Below are 20588 nucleotides of genomic sequence, written 5' to 3' on the forward strand. Positions count from 1 at the left end.
CATGTCCAGGGAGCTCCGCGAGCCCAATGAGAAGCTCGGCGCCGTGCTCGCCCTGGCGGGCATCAGCAACGCCGGGCTGGCCCGGCGGGTGAACGACCTCGGCGCGCAGCGCGGCCTGACGCTCCGGTACGACAAGACCTCGGTGGCCCGGTGGGTGTCGAAGGGGATGGTGCCGCAGGGTGCGGCGCCGCATCTGATCGCCGCGGCCATCGGCGCGAAGTTGGGGCGTCCGGTGCCGCTGCACGAGATCGGGCTGGCGGACGCGGACCCGGCGCCGGAGGTGGGGCTGTCCTTTCCGCGTGACGTGGGGGCGGCGGTGCGGTCGGCCACCGATCTGTACCGGCTGGATTTGGCGGGGCGGCGCGGGGGCGGCGGGATCTGGCAGTCGCTCGCCGGTTCGTTCGCCGTGTCGGCGTACGCGACGCCCGCTTCCCGCTGGCTGATATCGCCCGCCGACACTTCGGTGGCGCGCGAGCCGGGGGGCGCGGGACCTGGGCGGGAGCCGGCGGCTGTACCGCCTGCGGCGGTGGAGCCCTCGGTGGCCGCCGGTCCCCCGGCGCCGGCCCCGCACAGCCCGCGCACCACGCACGCGCCGCGCGAACCGGGTGCCGAAGTGGCGCGCCCGGCAACGGGAAGCGCGGCAACGGGAAGCACGTACACGGGGAGCACAGGCACGGGAAGCACAAGTTCGGCGTCGGGAACTTGGGCGGGCGGCGGCGCGTTCGCGGACTCCTCGCCGCAGCGCGTCGGGCACAGCGATGTGACGAAGCTGCGCGAGGCCGCAGAGGACGCCCGCCGCTGGGACTCGAAGTACGGCGGCGGAGACTGGCGTTCGTCCATGGTGCCGGAGTGCCTGCGGGTGGACGCGGCTCCGCTGCTGCTGGGTTCCTACACGGACGAGGTGGGCCGGGCGCTGTTCGGCGCGACCGCCGAGCTGACCCGGCTGGCGGGGTGGATGGCCTTCGACACCGGTCAGCAGGAGGCCGCCCAGCGCTACTACATCCAGGCGCTGCGGCTCGCCCGCGCGGCCGCCGACGTACCGCTCGGCGGGTACGTGCTCGCCTCCATGTCCCTCCAGGCCACCTACCGGGACTTCCCCGACGAGGGCGTGGACCTCGCCCAGGCGGCCGCGGAGCGCAATCGCGGCCTGGCCACCGCCCGCACCATGAGCTTCTTCCGCCTCGTGGAGGCGCGGGCGCACGCGAAGGCGGGCGACTCCGCCGCCGCCGGGTCGGCCTTGCGGGCCGCGGAGGGCTGGCTGGAACGGGCCCGGGACGGCGACCCCGACCCGACCTGGCTGGGTTTCTACTCGTACGACCGTTTCGCGGCTGATGCGGCGGAATGCTACCGGGACCTCAAACTCCCCCGGCAGGTGCGTCGGTTCACCGAGCAGGCCCTGTCCCGTCCGACGGAGGAGTACGTGCGCTCCCACGGGCTGCGCCTGGTGGTGAGCGCGGTCGCCGAGTTGGAGTCGGGCAACCTCGACGCGGCGTGCGCGGCGGGCACGCGGGCGGTGGAGGTCGCGGGCCGCATCTCCTCCGCCCGGACGAACGAGTACGTACGGGACCTCCTGCACCGGCTGGAGCCGTACGGGGACGAACCGCGCGTCGCGGAACTGCGCGAACGGGCCCGGCCACTGCTGGTGACACCCGCGTAGCCGCGCTGTCGGTGGCGGGGTGCAGTATGCAGGGGTGGGAGGTGTCGGCTTGGGCGGCGGCGTGGGCGTGGGCGTGGACTGTGACGTGCTGGTGATCGGTGGCGGGATCGTCGGTCTGTCGACAGCGCATGCCTTGTCACGTCTGGCTCCGGGCACCCGGGTGGTCGTCCTGGAGAAGGAAGCCGGCCCCGCCCGGCACCAGACGGGCCGTAACAGCGGGGTGATCCACAGCGGGATCTACTACCGCCCCGGCTCGCTGAAGGCACGGTTCGCGGTGAGCGGGGCCGCCGAGATGGTCAAGTTCTGCGCGGAGCACGACATCGCGCACGAGGTGACCGGGAAGCTGATCGTCGCCACCGAGCGGGACGAATTGCCGCGGCTGCACGCGCTGGTGCAGCGGGGGCGGGAGAACGGCATTCCGGTGCGGGAGCTGGGCCCGGCACAGATCGCGGAGTACGAGCCGGAGGTGCGGGGCCTGGCCGCGATCCATGTCGGCACGACCGGGATCGTGGACTACGGGCGGGTCGCGGCGCAGCTGGCGGAGTCCTCGGGCGCGGAGATCGTCTACGGGGGGACGGTGGACCTGATCTCGCGCCGCCCGGCCGGGGTCGCCGTGCGTACGACGGCCGGGACGGTGGTGCGCTCGCGGGTGCTGGTGAACTGCGCGGGCCTGCAGTGCGACCGGATCGCCCGGCTCGCCGGGGACGAACCCGGGATGCGGATCGTGCCGTTCCGGGGCGAGTACTACGACCTGGCCCGGCCGTCGCTGGTTCGCGGGCTGGTCTACCCGGTCCCGGACCCGGCCTTCCCCTTCCTCGGGGTCCATCTGACCCGGGGCATCGGGGGCGGGGTCCATGTCGGGCCGAACGCGGTACCGGCCCTCGCGCGGGAGGGGTACGGCTGGGGGACGGTCTCGCCGCGGGACCTCGCCGACGAGCTGGCCTGGCCCGGATCGTGGCGGATGGCCGCGCGGCACTGGCGGTACGGGACGGGGGAGATCCGGCGTTCGCTGTCGAAGCGGTCCTTCACCGAGGCCGTACGGCGCCTGCTGCCGGCGGTCTCGTCGGCGGACCTGGTGCCGGCGGCGGCGGGGGTGCGGGCCCAGGCCGTACTGCGGGACGGGACGCTGGTGGACGACTTCCTGATCCGGGAGGCACCGCGCACGGTGCACGTCCTGAACGCCCCGTCCCCGGCGGCGACCGCGTCGCTGCCGATCGGCCGCGAGGTCGCACGCCGCGCCTTGGCGGCACTCGCCGCAGGCTGACCCGTGTACGGCGGCCCGGGACCCGGCCTGTCCATGACCGGTAACCGGCCTCACACCGGGAACCGGCCTCGTGCGGACCGGCCTGTCGTGCGGACCGGCCTGTCGTGCGGACCGGCCTGTCGCCGGGGGAGAACCGCCCTGCCGCAAAGGACCGACCTTCGAACCGCCACCGCCAGACGGCGCCACCGCCCGGCGGGGCGACGGTGAACGGCGGGGCGGCGGCGGACAGCGATGGACGGCGGGGTGGCGGTGGACGGCCTGATCGGGCGGGCGGGGTCCTGCGGGCTGCCCCTTGCCCACCCTCCCCCGCCCCGGCGCGGCGGACGGGGCGGCGCCACCACCCGTCCGCGGACGAAGCCGGCGCCGCCGGGCGGCCCGGTGCCCGGGTCGCCGGGGGCGGAGCCGGGCGGTGCCCGCGTCGTAGAATCGGCACATTGTGTCTGAGTCCCTGAACCCCCAGCAGTCGAGCGCCGACGACCCCGCAGAGGGCGCCGCCGCGTACACGCCCCCGAAGTGGCGCACCGAGCCCCGCTTCCCCGACGGGCCCGCCCCCGACCCGGCCGGCTCGCACCACGAGCGTCGCATCCGCAGCTTCCAGCCGCGCCGCAGCCGGGTGACCACCGGGCAGGGCGAGGCCTTGAAGCGGCTCTGGGGCACCTGGGGCCTGGACATCGACGGGCACGAGGTCATCGACCTCAAGGCCATGTTCGACGGGCTCCCGGTCGTCCTGGAGATCGGCTTCGGCATGGGCGAGGCGACCGCCCAGATGGCCGCCGCCGACCCGGACACCGGCATCCTCGCGGCCGACGTTCACACCCCCGGCCAGGGCAACCTCCTGGCCCTCGCCGAGCGGAGCGGGCTGACCAACGTCCGCGTCGCCAACGGCGACGCCATCATCCTGCTCCGCGAGATGCTGCCGCCGGACTCCCTCGCCGGGCTGCGCGTCTACTTCCCCGACCCCTGGCCCAAGGCGCGCCACCACAAGCGGCGCCTGATCCAGCCGGAGTTCCTCGACCTGGCCGCCACCCGACTGGCGCCGGGCGCGGTCCTGCACTGCGCGACCGACTGGGAGCCGTACGCCGAGCAGATGCTCGAAGTGCTCACGGCGCACCCGCGGTTCGAGAACACCCAGCCGGACGGCGGCTATTCGCCCCGCCCCGACTTCCGTCCCCTCACCCGCTTCGAGGGTCAGGGTCTCGACAAGGGGCACGTGGTACACGACTTGCTCTTCCGTCGCACGGAGAACTGACAACGTCACTCCCCGTGTCAGACCGGCTCGCTAGGGTGATGACGTGGAGTACCGAGCGCTCTCAGGTCTGCTCGTACGTCCGTCGGACCCGGTCCGTACGCGCGTGCTCGTCGTCCTGCTCGCCGCGCCCGGCGTCGCGATCCTCGAACTCGTACGGCAGCAGACCGGCACGGCCGGCTTCTGCGTGGGCCTCGCCCTGGCCGTGCTGCCGGTACCGCCGCTCATGGCGGCGTTCCGGTGGCTCGGGCGGGCCGCGCCCGGCCCCTGGCGGCAGTTGCTGTTCTGCTGCGGCTGGGGGGCCTGCGCCGCGGCGCTGATCGCCATACTGGCCAACAGCTTCGCCACCCAGTGGATAGCCGCGGCCACCGCCGACCCCTCCGATGCCGATCGGCTCGGCTCGGTGTTGATCGCCCCAGTGGTCGAGGAGAGCGCCAAAGCGGCGGCCCTGCTGCTGGTGTTCGTGTTCCGCAGGAGACAGCTGGCCGGGCCGGCCGACGGTTTCGTCATCGCCGGGTTCACCGCCACCGGCTTCGCCTTCACCGAGAACATCCTCTATCTGGGCAACGCCTTCGACGAGGACGCGGCAGAGGGTACCGGCGTGCTGGATTCCGTCACGGCGGCGACCTTCTTCGTACGGATAGTGCTGTCGCCGTTCGCGCACCCGCTGTTCACGGTGCTCACCGGACTCGGCTTCGGCATGGCCGCGCTCGGCCGACGCCGCCGGAGCCGGATCGGCCGGCCGCTGCTCGGGCTGGTCGCCGCCATGTGCCTGCACGCCCTGTGGAACAGTTCCTCGCGTTTCGGGGAGTACGGGTTCTACGTGGTCTACGGCTGCGTGATGGTCCCGGCGTTCGGGTTGCTGCTGTGGCTGGCGGTGCGGATACGGGAGCGCCGGCTGCGGGCCGTCGCCGCCGAGCTGGCGGTGTACGCCGCCGCGGGCTGGCTGGGTCCGGCCGAGGTCCCGGCCCTGGCTTCGATCCCGGCCCGCTCGCTGGCCCGTTCCCTGGCCCGGCGTAGCGGTGGCCGGGCCGCGGGCAGGGCCGTCGCCCTGTACGAGGCGGACGCGGCCGCCCTCGCCCTGCTACGCCACCGCGCCCGCCGGGGCGGCCCGGTCCGGGAGCGGGACTTCGCGGTGCACGAGCGGGAGTTGCTGCGGGGCCTGTGGCTGCGCCGGGCGACCGCCGGACCCGCTCTCGCCCGAGCGGCGGTGATGGAGGAACTCCTGCCACCGTGGTTCGACCCCGTCCCGGTACCGGCCCGGCCCGTCGTCGCCCCGAGTCCCAGGCCGGCGCGGGCCAGGACTGTGGGCACCCCGGTCGCGGACGCTAGACGTTGAGGCCCTTGGACGTCAGCCACGCCAGCGGGTCCATCGTGGAACCACCGCGGCGTACCTCCAGGTGGAGGTGGGCGCCGGTGACATTGCCGGTCGCGCCGACCCGACCGATGGTCTCCCCGGCGCCTACCACCCCGGCGGTCACCGACATCGACGACAGGTGGCAGTACCAGATCTCCGTGCCGTCATCGAGGCGGAGCACGATCCGGTAGCCGTACGCGCCGGACCAGCCCGCCGAGATGACGGTCCCGCCGCCCACGGCCTTCACCGGGGTGCCGGTGGGCGCGGCGAAGTCGAGGCCGGTGTGGTGGCCGGAGGACCACATGGAACCGGAGTCCCCGTAGTGGGAGGTGAGGGTGTAGGCGGAGGTCGGCAGCGCGTAACCGCCGGCCGCCTTCCCCGCGCCCGCCCCCTCCGCGTGGGCCGCTCCCGCCCGGGCCTCCGCCCTCGCAACCGCCTGCTGCTCGGCGGCCTGTTGCTCGGCGGTCTGCTTCTCGGCGGCCGCGCGGGCCTCATCGGCCGCCTTCTGAGCCGCCTCGCGCTGTGCCCTGGCCTCCTGGGCCGCGGCTTCGCGCGCCACCCGTTCCGCCTCCGCCCGGGCCTGGCGCTCGGCGGCGTCGTGCTGCGACTCGGCCTGCTGGAGAATCCGATGGCGCAGCGCCTCGCCCGCGTCGGCGTGCCCGAGGGCCGACGCGGGGCCCTGCTCTCCCGCCGGGGCGTTCGTCGCGGCGGAGGGCGCCTCGACGGTGTGACCGGCTCCCTCGTCCGCCGCCCCGCCGCCCGTCAGATCCGGGAACGAGGGCAGGGATATGGCGGCTTGGGGCCGGTCCTGCGCGGTGGCGATGCCGCCCGCGCCGACTGCCGCGATGACGCCGACACCGAGCACGGTCGAACTGCGGGCCAGCCCACCGCGCGGCTTGGGCACCCGGTGCTTGCCGCGGACCGGGCGGGCCGAGTCCTCGGTCGGGTTCCACTCGCCCCAGGCGCCGGCGGTGGGCGTTTCCTGGATGTCGGTGCCGTCGTGGGCAGGCGAGTTGGAGGCCACGGGGGCACACTCCTCATGGGCGGGAACGCGCACGGCGCCGTCTCTTGCGACGGCTGGGACGACCGCGCTGCGTTATCGAACGGTAATAGACACGGGGGAGTGATTCCAAGCTGTGGCGATTGATCGTTAACCCCAATCGGCCACCGCTTGCACAGCCTTGGCCGGAACATTGCGGCTGTTTGCCGCGATATCGGGGCGAACTCCCCCTAGAGAACGGCTACTTCGCGCCACGCCGGCCGTACAGCGCACCCGCCACGCCACCTCACGCAAGGGCGCCGATCGACCACCTTGAGTAACGAGCCGGTGGGCACCAAACGGTCCCATCCCGATCGCCCCTCGCCGACCGTCCCACCCCGCTCTCCCCGCCGGTTCGGGCCCTCGGGGCCTACGCTCCGCCGCGCCGTACCACCGGAACCGTGCGGCGGCGGTCCGGTTGACCCCGCGCCGGACGGCCCACGGCCAACAGCGCCATGTCGTCCGTGGCGCCGCCACCCGTGTGCCTGCGCACGTCGCTGGTCAACGCGTCCAGCAACGCGTCCGGCCCCGGGAAGATCCGCCCACCGAGCCGGGCCGCCGGGTCGTAGAACTCCCCCGCCGCGTCCCGCGCCTCCGTCAACCCGTCCGTGTACAGCAGCAGCGTGCTGCCTGCGGGGAACGGCCCTTCCTCCGCCCGGTCGGGCCACGCCCCCAGCTCGCCCATCCCCAGCGGCAGCGCCGGTTCGCCCGGCGCCAACACCTCCAGACGGCCGTCCGGATACAGCAGCAGCGGCTCGGGATGGCCACGGTTGACGATCCGCAGCACCTCCCGGTCCGCCGGGACCTCGGCCAGGACACAGGTCGTGAACCCCTCCACCGCGTCGAGGGTGTCCCGCCGCACGCCCTCCCGGGCCAGGGCGCGCTCCAGCCGCTGGGCGAGCGCCTCCAGCGTCGGCTCGGTCTCCGCCGCCTCCCGGAAGGCTCCGAGCACCACCGCGACGGCCTCCACCGCCCCCAGTCCCTTTCCCCGTACGTCCCCCACCACCAGCCGCACCCCGTACGGGGTGTCCTGCACGGCGTAGAGGTCCCCGCCGATGAAGGCGTCGGCCCGAGCGGCCTCGTACCGGGCGGAGACCTGCAAACCCGCGATCCGCTCGGCCGGCGTGGGCAGCACCGCGCGTTGGGCGGCCTCGGCGATCTGGCGCGCCGAGGCGAGCCGCTCCCCGCTGCGCCGCACGACCCGATTGATCAGCAGCGCCATGCCGGACACCGTCATCACGGTCGCCAGCTCGGTCAGCGCCTCGGCCCGCCGTCCCGTGTCCGCGTACGCGCGCAGGACGACCACCGCGAGCGAGGCCGCACAACCGGTCAGCGCGGTCGCCCGGAACGAGTAGAGCGGCGCGGCGATCAGGGGAGCGGCGGAGAAGAACGGTGAGCCGGTAAAGCTCGGTGGGGACGCCAGGTCGAAGACGAAGCCCAGGACGATCAAGAGGAACGGCAGCGACCGGACCACCCCCCGGGCCACACCGTCGCCGGCGCCCGTCCCGCGCTCGTCGCTGCCCTGCCGGCTCCGCCCCACCACACTGTCTCCTGCCGCCCGGTCCCTCGCGGGGTGCGGGCACACCGCCGCCTCGCCCCCCAAGGCTGCCGCCGGCCGGGCCCGTACGGCGACCCGGCCAAGGCCGTCCGGGTGACGACGACAGCGGCGACACCGACGCCGACCACGCGGACGACGCCGACGGACACCGGGAAACGGCCATCAGGAACAGGGACCGGGAACAGGCACCGGGAACCGGGAACGTGCCCGGGAACGACGAGGGCCCGGCTCCCCAAGGGGAACCGGGCCTTCGTACTGAGTAGCGGGGGCAGGATTTGAACCTACGACCTCTGGGTTATGAGCCCAGCGAGCTACCGAGCTGCTCCACCCCGCGTCGGTAAACACAACTCTACGTCATTCGGGGGACGCCCCTTGCCAATTAACCTCACGAAGCCCCCTCAGCCAGCCATAACCGCAGGTCAGAGGCGTGCAGAAAGGTTCCGCAGGGCAGTCCCACCGTCAGACGCCCCCACCCGGCACGACATCCGACAGGGCTGAACACCGGCCCGCGCGGTGGAAGTTCCCGCCCCCGGCCCCACGATCGCCGCTCCCGCGCACCCGCCGACACCCCCCGGCCGGAAGCCGCCCGGCCCGTTCCGGTCGATACCCGATCGGCCTTCCGCCCCTCTGCGGCTATGCTCTGGGGTGAGCACGCCGAGGGCCATTAGCTCAATTGGCAGAGCAGCGGACTTTTAATCCGTTGGTTGTCGGTTCGAGTCCGACATGGCCTACTGCTCCACGAACGCCCCGCCCGGTGGAAACCGGGCGGGGCGTTCGTCGTCTCCGTGGGCCGACAGGGCGGGGGAAGGGCCGGGGAACGGGCTCGGCCCCCACCGCACCGGAGTGCCGTGGGGGCCGAGTCTTCGTCAGAGGGCGTTCAGCCGTCAGCCGTTGCGCTTCCAGCGCGGCTTGTCGTCACGACGGCCACCGAAGGAGCCGGTGGAACCGGAGCCGGAGGGGCGGTTGTCGTCACGACGGCCGTAGGGGCGGTCGCCGCCACCGGAGCGGAAGCCACCGGACGGACGGTCGTCACGACGGAAACCACCGGACGGACGGTCACCACCGGAGCGGAAGCCACCACGGTCGCCACCGCGGTCGTCACGGTTGAAACCACCCGAGGGACGGTCATCGCGACGGAAACCACCGGAGGGACGGTCACCACCCGAGGGGCGGTCGTCACGACGGAAACCACCGGACGGACGGTCACCACCCGAGGGACGGTCGTCACGACGGAAACCACCGGACGGACGGTCACCACCCGAGGGGCGGTCGTCACGACGGAAACCACCGGACGGACGGTCACCACCGGAGCGGAAGCCACCACGGTCGCCACCGCGGTCGTCACGGTTGAAACCACCCGAGGGGCGGTCGTCACGACGGAAGCCACCGGACGGACGGTCACCGCCGGAGCGGAAGCCACCGGAGGGACGGTCGTCGCGACGGAAGCCGCCACGGTCGCCACCGCGGTCGTCACGGTTGAAACCACCCGAGGGACGGTCGTCGCGACGGAAGCCACCGCCACGGTTGTCGCCACCCCGGTCGTCACGACGGAAACCACCGGACGGACGGTCACCGCCGGAGCGGAAGCCACCACGGTCACCACCGCGGTCACCACCGCGGTCGTCACGACGGTTGTCGCGGCGCTCGTAGTTGCCACGCTCGTCACGGCTCTGGAAGGCCGGGCGCTCCTCGACGACCGGCTCGGCCGCGACGGCGGCCGCGACCTCGGCCACGGCGGCCTCGGCCACCTCGGCGACAGCGGCCTCCGGGTCCTCGCCGCGCTCACGGGCGGAACGGGCGACGAGGCGGTCGGCCTCCTCGCGCAGCTCCGCGGCGCGACGGGTCGCGCGCTCCAGCTGCTTGGTGAGGTCGGCGACCTCGCGCTCGGCCTGCTTGGCGGCGTTGTTCGCGGAGTCGGCCTGGACCTGCGTCAGCGAACGCGCACCGGTGATCTCGGCGACCTCGGGGTCGAAGGCGCCGACGCCCTGGACGATGTGGCGCGAGGCGTCGACGCCCGCGTCCTCCATCAGGCGGAAGATCTGGCGGCGCTGGTGCGGGAGCGCCAGCGACACGACGACACCGGACTTGCCGGCGCGGGCGGTACGGCCCGAGCGGTGCAGGTAGTCCTTGTGGTCACCGGCCGGGTCCACGTTCAGGACCAGGTCGATGCCGTCGACGTGGATGCCGCGGGCGGCGACGTCGGTGGCGACGAGCGCGTTGACGTAACCGTCCTTGAAGTCGGCGAGGACGCGGGTACGGGCGCCCTGCGTCATGCCGCCGTGCAGCGCGTCGGCCTTCACGCCGGCCTCGATGAGCTGCTCGGCGATGCGGTCGGCGCCCAGCTGGGTGCGGACGAAGATGATGGTGCGACCCTTGCGGGCGGCGATGGCGGCCGTGACCGGCGCCTTGTCCTTCGGCTTCACGACGAGCACGTGGTGCGTCATGGTCGTGACGTTGCCCTGGGCGCTGTCGACCTCGTGCGTGACGGGGTTGGTCAGGTAGCGCTTGACCAGGGTGCCGATCTCGTTCTCCATGGTGGCGGAGAAGAGCATGCGCTGGCCGCCGCCGGGGATCTGGTCGAGCAGCTCGGTGACCTCGGGCAGGAAGCCGAGGTCGGCCATCTGGTCGGCCTCGTCGAGGACCGCGATCTTGACGTTCTCCAGGGAGCAGGCGCCGCGGTTGATGATGTCGCGCAGGCGGCCGGGGGTGGCGACGAGGACGTCGACACCGCGCTCCAGGGCGTAGATCTGGTTGCTCATGGAGGTACCGCCGCAGACGACCTTCATCTTCAGGCCGAGGACGTCGCCGTAGGGCTGGAGGGCGTCCGCGACCTGCATCGCGAGCTCACGCGTCGGCGTGAGGATGATCGCGCGGGGCTTCTTCTTCTCGGTGTGCCCGCCGGCCAGCGAGGTCAGGGTCGGCAGACCGAAGGAGAGGGTCTTGCCGGAGCCGGTGCGGCCACGGCCGAGGATGTCCTTGCCGGCCAGGGCGTCCGGGATGGTCGCGGCCTGGATCGGGAAGGGGGCGGTGACACCGTTCTGGGCGAGCTTGCGCACGATGCCCTCGGGCAGACCGAGGTCGCCGAAGCTGATGCCGGGCTCGGCGTCGGCGTCGGCCTCGTCGGAGGCGGTGTCGGTGGACTGGTCGGTCGTCACATCGGCCTCAAGAGCCTCGATGATGTCGTTCGCCTCGGCGGCCTCGATGGCCTCGGTGACCACAAGGGCCTCAACGGCGTCGACGATCTCGTTGGAGTCGTTCTCGGGCATGACGGCACGGTCAGAACTGGAAATGGACATGCGAAATGCGAAACCTTCCGGAGTCTCGGCACGCGCCCAAACTCCGTGAATCGCAAATCGACCGCCTCAATGCGGTCAGCCACGGCTAGGGAGAGTACGCGCCACACGGCGCTCTTCGGATTCGGCGCCGGGCAATGGGATCAAACGATCTATAACCATACGCACCCTCCCCGGGGTCTGGCAAGTTCAGCCCAAAGAAAGGTTCTGACCTGCGGCTATGCCCGGGGGTGGAGTGCGTGCGGTGGTGCGGCGAGAGCCGCCGAACGGTCCTACGCCCCCGCGGGGGTGCTCGGTTCGGGCTGCGGCGGAGTGGTGGGCGTCGGCGTGGGTTCCGTCACAGGCGGCTGGGTGGGCGGCTGCGTGGTGGGCGGTACGACGGGGCCGCCCGAGCCCGATCCCGACCCCGAGCCGGACCCGGAGCCCGAGCCGGACCCTCCGGAACCGGAGCCACCACCTGCCCCGGATCCGCCGCCCGAGGGCACCTGGGACCCCTGACCGCCCGCCCCGCCACCGGGCCCGGCCGACGGCGAGGGGATCCCGGGCCGGGCGGCCGGAGCGCCCGGGCTGGGCGAGGCGCCCGCCCCGCCACCGGCCTTGCCGGCCTCCCCGGGCTTGCCGGACGGGTTGCCGGACGCGTCCTTGGTGCCGTGGCCGTCACCGTGTACCCCCGATCCCCGGCCGGAGGTGCCGCCCCCGACGGCGGCGGCGTCCTTGCCGCCCACTGAGGAGGAGGGACCGGGCTTGGCGGCGTCCTCGCCGACGCTCATGCAGCCGGCCGACGCCGCGACCGCGAGCGCGGCAGCGGCCAGTCGGAGGGAAGCGGACAACTGGCGCACGGGTGGCACCTCCGGAAGGGGACGGGGAGCGCGGCCCGCACCGGGCGGGTCAATGTGCCCAACTCCCTTTACCCCGTAAGAGACACGCCCTCAGGCGAACAGCGCTCGCGCCACCTGGGACCCGAGGTGTACGGAGCCCAGCCCGACCAGCACCGAAGCCAGCACGTTGGCGACGGCCAGGAATCCCCAGCCTCGCTCGGCCAGCCGCAGCGTCTCGTACGAGAACGTCGAGTACGTGCTGAGCGCCCCGCACAGCCCCGTCCCGAGCAGCGGGCCGAGCCGCGAGGGGGCCGCCCCGGCGAGCAGCGCCCCCGTCAGCAGGCCCAACACCAGGCAGGCGACGGCGTTCACCACGAAGGTTCCCCAGGGGAAGACCGAGTCGTGCCGGGCCTGTACCGCCCGGTCAGTGAGGTAGCGCAGCGGCGCCCCGACCACCGCGCCCGCGATCACGAGCAGCCAGTTCACCCGAGCCCCCGCACAGCGGAGCGGGTCGCCGTCGCCGCCGCCCAGACCGCCCCCAGCGCGGCGACCACCGTCAGCGCGGCGTACCCGAGCGCGGTGGCGGCCTCCCCCTCGTCCAGCAGCCGCGAGAAGTCGACCGCGTAGGTGGAGAAGGTGGTGAAACCGCCCAGCACGCCCACCCCCACGAACGGCCGGACCAGCGGGTGCGGCGCCGTCCGACCGCCCTCGCTGATGAGCACCATGAGCACGCCGATCAGCGCGCAGCCCACCACGTTGGCCCAGAAGGTCGCCCACGGGAAGGCGCCGGGCCCGGCCGGCCAGAGCAGGGCGAGCCCGTACCGCGCCGACGCGCCCACGGCCCCGCCCGCCGCGACGGCGGCGAGCACCCGCCCCTGCGGTTCGGTGCGTTGCTGCGGCACATGGAGGTCTACGTCCGGGTCGATGGCCTCCGCGCCGCGGACCGGCCGGGTCATCCGTAGCCCAGGTCGTGGAGTCGCTCGTCGTCGATCCCGAAGTGGTGGGCGATCTCGTGCACGACGGTGACCTCCGTCTCCGCGACCACGCTCTCCCGGTCCTCGCACATGCGCAAGGTGGGGTTGCGGTAGATGGTGATGCGGTCGGGGAGGACCCCCGCGTACCACTCGCCGCGGTCGGTCAGGGGCGTGCCCTCGTAGAGACCGAGCAGCTCCGGGTCCTCCGCGGGCGGCTCGTCCTCGACGAAGACCGCCACGTTGTCCATCAGTCGGGTGAGCTCCGGCGGGATCCGGTCCAGGGCCTCTGCGACGAGTTCCTCGAACTCCTCGCGCGTCATCTCCAGCACCCGGTCATTGTCCCTCCGGGACACTCGCGGAAACCGTTTTGGCGATAGGTCCCGACATCCCATATGCTTCTCACGTCCCCGACGCGCTGAAAAGTGCCCGGCGGGCCTTTAGCCCTCATCGTCTAGTGGCCCAGGACGCCGCCCTTTCAAGGCGGTAGCACGGGTTCGAATCCCGTTGGGGGTACGCAACACCATGTGCAAGACTTGTTCTTGCACAAACCAGGTCCTGTGGAGCAGTTGGTTAGCTCGCCACCCTGTCAAGGTGGAGGTCGCGGGTTCAAGTCCCGTCAGGATCGCTGAGGCTGGAAACAGTCTCGTGGCTGGGTAGCTCAGTTGGTACGAGCGATCGCCTGAAAAGCGATAGGTCGCCGGTTCGACCCCGGCCCCAGCCACCAGAGGAAGGCCCCGTCCATCGGACGGGGCCTTCTCGCGTTACCCGGCCGTCTCCGGGGCGACCGTCTCCCGGGATGCCGCTTCCCGGGCCTTGCGGCGCCACCGCGCCACGCCCACGGCGGGTGCTCCCACGGCGACCAGCGCCAGCACCGCCCAGTCCGGTACGGCCTCCGCCACCGACTGGACCCACCACTCGACGGCGAACGAGTCGTCCACGTCCAGCAGCCCGGGCAGGGCGCTCGCCCCGTCGTAGAGCAGGAACAGCGCGCCCAGGGTGACGAAGAACAGGCCGGAGAGCAGCGAGGTGGTGTGGAGCCCGTACCGGCCGACCCGGACGGTCCGGCCGCGCAGCCAGCGCCGCCCGCCCAGGTCGAACCGCTCCCACAGCAGCGCCAGCAGGAACAGCGGTACGGCCATCCCCAGCGCGTACACCGCCAGCAGCAGCCCGCCGTAGACGGGGCTGCCGCTGACCGCCGCCACCGTCAGCACGCTGCCCAGGATCGGCCCGGCGCAGAATCCGGCCAGCCCGTAGAGCGCGCCGAGCGCGTACACCGACAGGGCGGTGGTCGGACGGATGCGTCCCGAGAGTTCCGCGGCCCGCTTGGAGGCGAAGCCCAGGCCGAGGATCTGGGCGAGGCCGAGCGCGATGATCAGCCAGCCGCCCGCCAGGACGAGCGCGTCCCGGTGGCCGTGGAAGAACCGGCCCGCGTACGAACCGGCCGCGCCCAGCGGTACGAGGGTGCTCGCGAGGCCCGCGTAGAAGATCCCGGTCCGGGCGAGCAGCCGGGAGGCGGAATCGATCGAGTACGCGAAGAAGGCGGGCAGCAGCAGCGCGCTGCACGGGCTGAGCAGCGCCAGCAGGCCGCCCAGCAGGGCGGCGAGGTATCCGATGCCGTTCACTTCGAGGCCTTCGCGGACGCCTTGGCCCGGGCGATCGCGGCTTCGAAGGCGTCGAGCGGCTGCGCGCCGGCCAGCGGCTCTCCGTTGATCAGGAAGGACGGGGTGGAGGTCACCCCGATGCGGTAACCCTCCTCCTGATCTTCGCGGAGGGCGGCCGAGGCCTCCGGGCCGGCCATGTCCTGCCGGAAGCGGTCGAGATCGGGCACCCCGGCCTGCCGCGCCAGCTCGGTGAGGCGTTCCTCGCCGAAGCCCTTCTCCTTGGCCCCGTCGGCGTAGGCGGCCGCGTGGAACTGCGCGAACCGGTCCTGCCGACCGGCGGCCCAGGCCGCCTTCGCGGCGGCCTCGGACTCGGCCCCGAAGATCGGGAAGCCCCGCCACTCGATGCGCAGGGTGCCGTCCGCCACGTGCTCGCGGATCAGCGCGGGTTCGGTGTCGCGGGCGAACTTGCCGCAGTAGCCGCACTTGAAGTCGGAGTACTCGATCAGCACCACGGGCGCGTCGGCGCGTCCGACGGCCGTCTTGTCGTCGGGGTCACGGCGGGCGAGGGCCGCGAGCGGGTCCGGGGCCTCGGCGGCCTCGCGTGCGGAGGCCGCCGAAGAGGAGGAGGAAGAGGGGGCGACGGGCTGGTCCCGGGACCCGGCGGCCTGCCAGGACACCACCCCGAGGGTGATCGCGGCGAGGGCGGCCCCGGCGGAGTACAGCAGGGGCTTGCGGGAGGGGGCGGAAGGCATACGGGTGCTCCAGAGCGGTGATGCGGGAGGGTGAGGGGACCGGTGGGAAGGCCGGTCCGCTACACCCGCATCACGGACAGCTCCAGCGGCCCCGGGGCCGGGCGGTCCGGCCCTCGTACGCGCACACCCGCCCGTGCCGTCCGGCCGCCCGGGTCCGGCTCGGCGGGGAGCCGCACCGCCGGGACGCAGGCGTGGTCGCGACCGTCGCGCGGCGGTACCGCCGGGGCCTGACCGTGGTTTCCCGAGCCGGGCGAGCAGGCCGGGCCCCGACCCTCGTACGCCACCGCGGTGGCCTCGAAACCCGTGCCCCGGACTTCGGTGGCCACGAAGGCCCCGGAGCGCGGGGGAGTCGGCGGCGAAGCCACGAAAGCCACCGCGGTCGCGGGAGCCCCAAGCGCCCCGGCTGCCGCGGGCGCCGCCTGGGCCGTGCCCGCCGACAGCACCGCGAGGACGGCGCCGAGCAGCAGCCACCACACTCCACGGGCGCGGGACATGGCGGGCCTCTCACTCACGGGACGGGCGGTTTAAGGTGATCTCGTCCCGAAATGGTACGGGTAGGTGCGGCAAATGCGTTCGCCACCCGACGCTCCCGGGTGAGATCCTCGACCAGGTATGTCTACTTCCTTCGCCGCCCTGCAGACGCTTCTCGGTGAGATCTCCCTCCGTGACGCGCACCGCCTCGGCCGCCGCCTCGAAGGCGCCCGCCGTATCCGCAAGCCCGAGGCCAAGCAGGCCGTGCTCGACGAGATCGCCGCGGAGGCCGAGAAGGCCGCCGCGCGTCTGGCCGGCCGTGCCTCGCGCAGACCTACGGTCACGTATCCCGAGAATCTGCCAGTCAGCCAGAAGAAGGACGAGATCGCCGAGGCGATACGCGACCACCAGGTCGTGATCGTCGCGGGCGAGACCGGCTCCGGCAAGACCACACAGATCCCCAAGATCTGTATGGAACTCGGCCGCGGTGTGCGGGGCATGATCGGCCACACCCAGCCCCGCCGGATCGCCGCCCGCACGGTCGCGGAGCGCATCGCCGAGGAGCTGAGGTCCGAGATCGGGCAGACGGTCGGTTGGAAGGTCCGCTTCACCGACCAGGTGGACCAGGACGCCACCTTCGTGAAGCTGATGACGGACGGCATCCTGCTCGCCGAGATCCAGACGGACCGCGAGCTGCGCGCGTACGACACGATCATCATCGACGAGGCGCACGAGCGGTCCCTGAACATCGACTTCCTGCTCGGTTACCTCTCCCAGCTGCTGCCGAAGCGCCCCGACCTCAAGGTCGTGATCACTTCGGCGACCATCGACCCGCAGCGATTCTCCCGGCACTTCGGGGACGCTCCGGTCGTGGAGGTCAGCGGTCGGACGTATCCGGTGGAGGTGCGCTACCGGCCCCTGCTGGAGGAGGCCGATGAGGACGCGGCAGACAGCGACCGCGACCAGATCACCGCGATCTGCGAGGCCGTCGACGAACTCCAGGCGGAGGGCCCCGGCGACATCCTGGTGTTCCTCTCCGGCGAGCGGGAGATCCGCGACACAGCCGACGCGCTGAACAAGCGGAATCTAAGGTTCACCGAGGTCCTGCCCCTGTACGCCCGGCTTTCGCACGCCGAACAGCACCGGGTGTTCCAGCAGCACACCGGTCGCCGGATCGTCCTCGCCACCAACGTCGCCGAGACCTCGCTGACCGTCCCGGGCATCAAGTACGTGATCGACCCGGGCACCGCCCGGATCTCCCGCTACAGCCACCGCACCAAAGTGCAGCGGCTGCCCATCGAGCGGATCTCGCAGGCCAGCGCCAACCAGCGAAAGGGCCGCTGCGGCCGTACCAGCGACGGCATCTGCATCCGGCTCTACTCCGAGGACGACTTCGAGGCCCGCCCGGAGTTCACCGACGCCGAGATCCTGCGCACCAACCTGGCCTCCGTCATCCTGCAGATGACCGCGGCCGGCCTCGGCGAGATCGAGAAGTTCCCCTTCATCGACCCGCCGGACCACCGCAACATCCGTGACGGCGTACAGCTCCTACAGGAGCTCGGCGCGCTGGACCCGTCCGAGAAGGACGCCCGCAACAGGCTCACGCCGATGGGCCGCCAGCTCTCCCAGCTCCCGGTCGACCCCCGCCTGGCGCGCATGGTCGTCGAGGCGGACAAGAACAACTGCGTCCGCGAGGTCATGGTGATCGCGGCGGCCCTGTCCATCCAGGACCCGCGCGAGCGGCCCTCGGACAAGCAGACGCAGGCCGACCAGAACCACGCCCGCTTCAAGGACGAGACGAGCGACTTCCTGTCGTTCCTGAACATGTGGCGCTACATCCGCGAGCAGCAGAAGGAGCGCGGCTCGTCGTCCTTCCGCCGGATGTGCAAGCAGGAGTACCTGAACTTCCTGCGCATCCGCGAGTGGCAGGACATCTACTCGCAGCTGCGTACGGTCGCCAAGACGATGGGCATCCACGTCAACGACGCCGACGCCCCCGAACAGAACGTCCACGTCTCGCTGCTGGCGGGGCTGCTCTCGCACATCGGGCTCAAGGACACCGACAAGAACGAGTACCTCGGCGCCCGGGGTGCCAAGTTCGCCGTCTTCCCGGGTTCGGCGCTGTTCAAGAAGCAGCCGAAGTTCCTGATGTCCGCGGAGCTGGTGGAGACCTCGCGGCTGTGGGCGCGGGTGAACGCCAAGGTGGAGCCGGAGTGGGTGGAGCCGCTCGCACAGCACCTGATCAAGCGCACCTACAGCGAGCCGCACTGGGAGAAGGACCAGGCCGCCGTGATGGCGTACGAGAAGGTCACGCTGTACGGCGTGCCGATCGTGGCCCAACGCAAGATCAACTACGGCCGGATCGATCCCGAGGTCTCGCGGGAGCTGTTCATCCGCAACGCGCTGGTCGAGGGTGACTGGCGGACCCACCACAAGTTCTACGCAGACAACCGCAAGCTCCTCACCGAGGTGGAGGAGCTGGAGAACAGGGCCCGGCGCCGGGACATCGTCGTGGACGACGAGACCCTGTTCGACTTCTACGACCAGCGCATCCCCGACCACGTGGTCTCCGGGGCGCACTTCGACTCCTGGTGGAAGCACAAGAAGCGCGAGGAGCCCGAACTCCTCGACTTCGAGCGCGAGATGCTGCTGACCGAGAAGGCAGCCGGGGTCACCAAGGCCGACTACCCGGACACCTGGCGGCAGGGGCCGCTGAAGTTCCGGGTGACCTACCAGTTCGAACCGGGCGCGGACGCGGACGGCGTGACCGTGCACATCCCGCTCCAGGTGCTGAACCAGGTCACCGACGAGGGCTTCGACTGGCAGATCCCGGGCCTGCGGGAAGAGGTCGTCACCGAGCTGATCCGCTCGCTGCCCAAGCCGATCCGCCGCCACTACGTGCCCGCGCCGAACTTCGCGGCCCGTTTCCTGGCGACGGCGCGGCCCCTCCAGGAGCCGTTGCACGTGACCTTGGGGCGCGAGCTGCACCGGATGGTCGGGGTGCCGGTCTCGGCCGAGGACTTCGACCTGGGTCGAGTCCCCGACCACCTGAAGATCACCTTCCGGATCGTCGACGAGCGGCGCAAGAAGCTGGCCGAGGCCAAGGACTTGGAGGCGCTGCGCCTCCAGCTGCGGCCGAAGGCCCGCCAGGCCCTGTCCCAGGCCGCCGCGGCCACCGCCGAGCGGGCGGGCGGGGAGTCGGTGGAGCGGACCGGTCTGACGGACTGGACGATCGGCACGCTCAGCAAGGTCTTCGAGACCCGGCGCGCCGGGCAGCCGGTGAAGGCGTACCCGGCGCTGGTGGACGCCGGTGAGAGCGTGTCCGTACGACTCTTCGACACCGAGGCCGAGCAGCAGCGGGCGATGTGGCTCGGCACGCGGAAGCTGATCCTCCTGGGCATCCCCGTCAATCCGGCGAAGTTCGCCTCGGACAAGCTGACCAACCAGCAGAAGCTGGCCCTCTCGCGCAACCCGCACGGTTCGATCCAGGCACTGTTCGACGACTGTGCGACGGCCGCGACGGACAAGTTGATCGCCGACCACGGGGGCCCGGCATGGGACGAGGCCGGCTTCCGCAAGCTGTTCGACGCGGTGCGGGCCGATCTGGTGGACACGACCGTACGGACCGTCGGGCAGGTGCAGCAGATCCTGGCCGCCTGGCAGGCCTGTGAGCGGCGCGTGAAGTCGACGAACAGCCTGGCCCTGATGGCGAACGTCCAGGACGTGAAGGCGCAACTGGCGGAGTTGATGCCGGCCGGCTTCGTGACGCTGACGGGGCTGCGGCGGCTGCCGGACCTGATGCGGTACCTGGTGGCGATCGACCGGCGGCTCCAGCAGATGCCCACGGGCGTCCAGCGGGACACGACCCGCATGGAGAAGGTCCACGAGATGCGGGACGAGTACCTGTGGCTGCTGGAGCAGTTGCCCAAGGGCCGTCCGGTGCCGGAGGCGGTCGGCGAGATCCGCTGGATGATCGAGGAACTGCGCGTCAGTTACTTCGCGCACGCGCTCGGCACGGCGTACCCGATCTCCGACAAGCGGATCGTGAAGGCGGTGGACGCCGCGGCCCCGTGATCGGTTCGACTGCACCCCCTGAGCTGCTGTACAGTCTGTTTCGCAGCCGCCCGACGGGTGGTCGCATCGAGGACCTGTGGAGCAGTTGGTTAGCTCGCCACCCTGTCAAGGTGGAGGTCGCGGGTTCAAGTCCCGTCAGGTTCGCAAAAACGTCAGGGCCCGTATCCCCCAGGGGATGCGGGCCCTGACGCGTTGTCGGATGCGTTCAGCGTCTCGGCGTTTCAGCATGCCGAGCGCCCCGGCGCACCCGGGGGCCGCGCCGGGGGTGCCGGTACCGACTCCGAGTCGCCCTCGGGGCCGTGCGGGCGCTCCTGGGGTTGGGGCGAGGGACTCGGGCGCCCACGGGGGCCGTACGGGTCCCCATGAGGCGGCTGCGGCGTTGGGGGGGCGGGCGGGCCTGGGCCGCACTCCCAAACCCCTCCTTCGCGTGAAACCGCGGATGCGACACGTCCCCTTGCGGGCGCATTGCCGGATGTACAAGAGT

General features: G+C 72.2%; 15 protein-coding genes and 6 tRNA genes. 10 read left to right on the forward strand and 11 right to left on the reverse strand.

Annotated features, from left to right (window positions below):
• Position 1 precedes the first annotated feature (1 nt).
• The 4 genes from ACV7NM_RS15595 to ACV7NM_RS15610 all read left to right on the forward strand — a co-directional run bounded on the left by ACV7NM_RS15595 (position 2) and on the right by ACV7NM_RS15610 (position 5506).
• Entirely contained in the window at positions 2–1657 is a 1656-nt protein-coding gene (locus ACV7NM_RS15595) for a sporulation protein (RefSeq protein WP_463410844.1), read from the forward strand.
• 19 nt (positions 1658–1676) lie between these two features.
• Positions 1677–2921, forward strand: a complete 1245-nt coding sequence (gene lhgO, locus ACV7NM_RS15600; protein ID WP_463410845.1) for an L-2-hydroxyglutarate oxidase — start codon at positions 1677–1679, stop codon at positions 2919–2921.
• A gap of 436 nt (positions 2922–3357) precedes the next feature.
• Positions 3358–4170, forward strand: coding sequence for a tRNA (guanosine(46)-N7)-methyltransferase TrmB (gene trmB, locus ACV7NM_RS15605; RefSeq protein ID WP_463410846.1), 813 nt, complete (start codon positions 3358–3360; stop codon positions 4168–4170).
• Between the two features lie 43 nt (positions 4171–4213).
• Entirely contained in the window at positions 4214–5506 is a 1293-nt protein-coding gene (locus ACV7NM_RS15610; protein ID WP_463410847.1) for a PrsW family intramembrane metalloprotease, read from the forward strand.
• On the opposite strand, the gene ACV7NM_RS15615 is transcribed toward ACV7NM_RS15610, so the two are convergent.
• The 3 genes from ACV7NM_RS15615 to ACV7NM_RS15625 all read right to left on the reverse strand — a co-directional run bounded on the left by ACV7NM_RS15615 (position 5496) and on the right by ACV7NM_RS15625 (position 8455).
• On the reverse strand, positions 5496–6548 hold the full coding sequence (locus tag ACV7NM_RS15615) for a M23 family metallopeptidase (RefSeq protein WP_463410848.1): 1053 nt from the start codon (positions 6546–6548) through the stop codon (positions 5496–5498). The genes ACV7NM_RS15610 and ACV7NM_RS15615 overlap by 11 nt on opposite strands.
• A 385-nt stretch (positions 6549–6933) precedes the next feature.
• Entirely contained in the window at positions 6934–8103 is a 1170-nt protein-coding gene (locus tag ACV7NM_RS15620; RefSeq protein ID WP_463413954.1) for a PP2C family protein-serine/threonine phosphatase, read from the reverse strand.
• A gap of 278 nt (positions 8104–8381) precedes the next feature.
• Positions 8382–8455: transfer RNA gene (locus ACV7NM_RS15625), tRNA-Met, on the reverse strand.
• Positions 8456–8779: 324 nt separating this feature from the next.
• Between ACV7NM_RS15625 and ACV7NM_RS15630 the strand changes: the two genes are divergently transcribed.
• Positions 8780–8852, forward strand: a tRNA-Lys gene (locus ACV7NM_RS15630).
• A gap of 153 nt (positions 8853–9005) precedes the next feature.
• Here ACV7NM_RS15630 and ACV7NM_RS15635 read toward each other — a convergent pair.
• From ACV7NM_RS15635 to ACV7NM_RS15655, 5 genes are all read right to left on the reverse strand, one after another.
• A complete protein-coding gene (locus ACV7NM_RS15635) occupies positions 9006–11417 on the reverse strand; it encodes a DEAD/DEAH box helicase (RefSeq protein ID WP_463410849.1) in 2412 nt (803 codons plus the stop codon).
• Positions 11418–11686: 269 nt separating this feature from the next.
• Positions 11687–12253 (reverse strand): hypothetical protein, encoded by a 567-nt coding sequence (locus tag ACV7NM_RS15640; RefSeq protein WP_463410850.1) that lies wholly within the window; start codon positions 12251–12253, stop codon positions 11687–11689.
• Between the two features lie 90 nt (positions 12254–12343).
• Positions 12344–12718 carry a fluoride efflux transporter CrcB gene (crcB, locus tag ACV7NM_RS15645; protein WP_463410851.1) on the reverse strand — a complete coding sequence of 125 codons (375 nt, stop codon included), beginning with the start codon at positions 12716–12718 and terminating at the stop codon, positions 12344–12346.
• A complete protein-coding gene (locus tag ACV7NM_RS15650; RefSeq protein ID WP_463410852.1) occupies positions 12715–13188 on the reverse strand; it encodes a FluC/FEX family fluoride channel in 474 nt (157 codons plus the stop codon). The genes crcB and ACV7NM_RS15650 overlap by 4 nt, the downstream gene beginning before the upstream one ends.
• Entirely contained in the window at positions 13185–13535 is a 351-nt protein-coding gene (locus ACV7NM_RS15655) for a metallopeptidase family protein (RefSeq protein WP_206308618.1), read from the reverse strand. The genes ACV7NM_RS15650 and ACV7NM_RS15655 overlap by 4 nt, the downstream gene beginning before the upstream one ends.
• 111 nt (positions 13536–13646) lie before the next feature.
• Here ACV7NM_RS15655 and ACV7NM_RS15660 point away from each other — a divergent pair.
• From ACV7NM_RS15660 to ACV7NM_RS15670, 3 genes are all read left to right on the forward strand, one after another.
• A tRNA-Glu gene (locus tag ACV7NM_RS15660) sits at positions 13647–13719 on the forward strand.
• A 38-nt stretch (positions 13720–13757) separates the two neighbouring features.
• Positions 13758–13831: transfer RNA gene (locus ACV7NM_RS15665), tRNA-Asp, on the forward strand.
• 22 nt (positions 13832–13853) lie between these two features.
• Positions 13854–13930 (forward strand) — tRNA-Phe (locus tag ACV7NM_RS15670).
• Between the two features lie 37 nt (positions 13931–13967).
• On the opposite strand, the gene ACV7NM_RS15675 is transcribed toward ACV7NM_RS15670, so the two are convergent.
• Genes ACV7NM_RS15675 through ACV7NM_RS15685 form a run of 3 tightly spaced genes read right to left on the reverse strand, consistent with a single transcriptional unit; the run spans position 13968 to position 16053 of the window.
• Positions 13968–14828, reverse strand: coding sequence for a cytochrome c biogenesis CcdA family protein (locus ACV7NM_RS15675; protein ID WP_463410853.1), 861 nt, complete (start codon positions 14826–14828; stop codon positions 13968–13970).
• Entirely contained in the window at positions 14825–15559 is a 735-nt protein-coding gene (locus ACV7NM_RS15680) for a DsbA family protein (protein WP_463410854.1), read from the reverse strand. Before ACV7NM_RS15680 ends, ACV7NM_RS15675 begins: the two co-directional genes overlap by 4 nt.
• A 59-nt stretch (positions 15560–15618) precedes the next feature.
• Positions 15619–16053, reverse strand: a complete 435-nt coding sequence (locus ACV7NM_RS15685; RefSeq protein WP_463410855.1) for a hypothetical protein — start codon at positions 16051–16053, stop codon at positions 15619–15621.
• Positions 16054–16171: 118 nt separating this feature from the next.
• Here ACV7NM_RS15685 and hrpA point away from each other — a divergent pair, with 118 nt between their 5' ends.
• Positions 16172–20104: an ATP-dependent RNA helicase HrpA gene (gene hrpA / locus ACV7NM_RS15690; protein ID WP_463410856.1), complete on the forward strand. Its 3933-nt coding sequence runs from the start codon at positions 16172–16174 to the stop codon at positions 20102–20104.
• A 70-nt stretch (positions 20105–20174) separates the two neighbouring features.
• Positions 20175–20248: transfer RNA gene (locus tag ACV7NM_RS15695), tRNA-Asp, on the forward strand.
• Positions 20249–20588 lie beyond the last annotated feature (340 nt).

The organism is Streptomyces sp. Tek67B01, from assembly GCF_055231995.1.

What these genes read in the sequence shown, in the direction of transcription:
- ACV7NM_RS15595 (WP_463410844.1), top strand. Translation starts at nt 2, where the DNA reads ATGTCCAGGGAGCTCCGCGAGCCCAATGAGAAGCTCGGCGCCGTGCTC.
- ACV7NM_RS15635 (WP_463410849.1), bottom strand. Translation starts at nt 11,417, where the DNA reads ATGTCCATTTCCAGTTCTGACCGTGCCGTCATGCCCGAGAACGACTCC.
- ACV7NM_RS15650 (WP_463410852.1), bottom strand. Translation starts at nt 13,188, where the DNA reads ATGACCCGGCCGGTCCGCGGCGCGGAGGCCATCGACCCGGACGTAGAC.
- ACV7NM_RS15680 (WP_463410854.1), bottom strand. Translation starts at nt 15,559, where the DNA reads ATGCCTTCCGCCCCCTCCCGCAAGCCCCTGCTGTACTCCGCCGGGGCC.
- ACV7NM_RS15685 (WP_463410855.1), bottom strand. Translation starts at nt 16,053, where the DNA reads ATGTCCCGCGCCCGTGGAGTGTGGTGGCTGCTGCTCGGCGCCGTCCTC.
- hrpA (WP_463410856.1), top strand. Translation starts at nt 16,172, where the DNA reads ATGTCTACTTCCTTCGCCGCCCTGCAGACGCTTCTCGGTGAGATCTCC.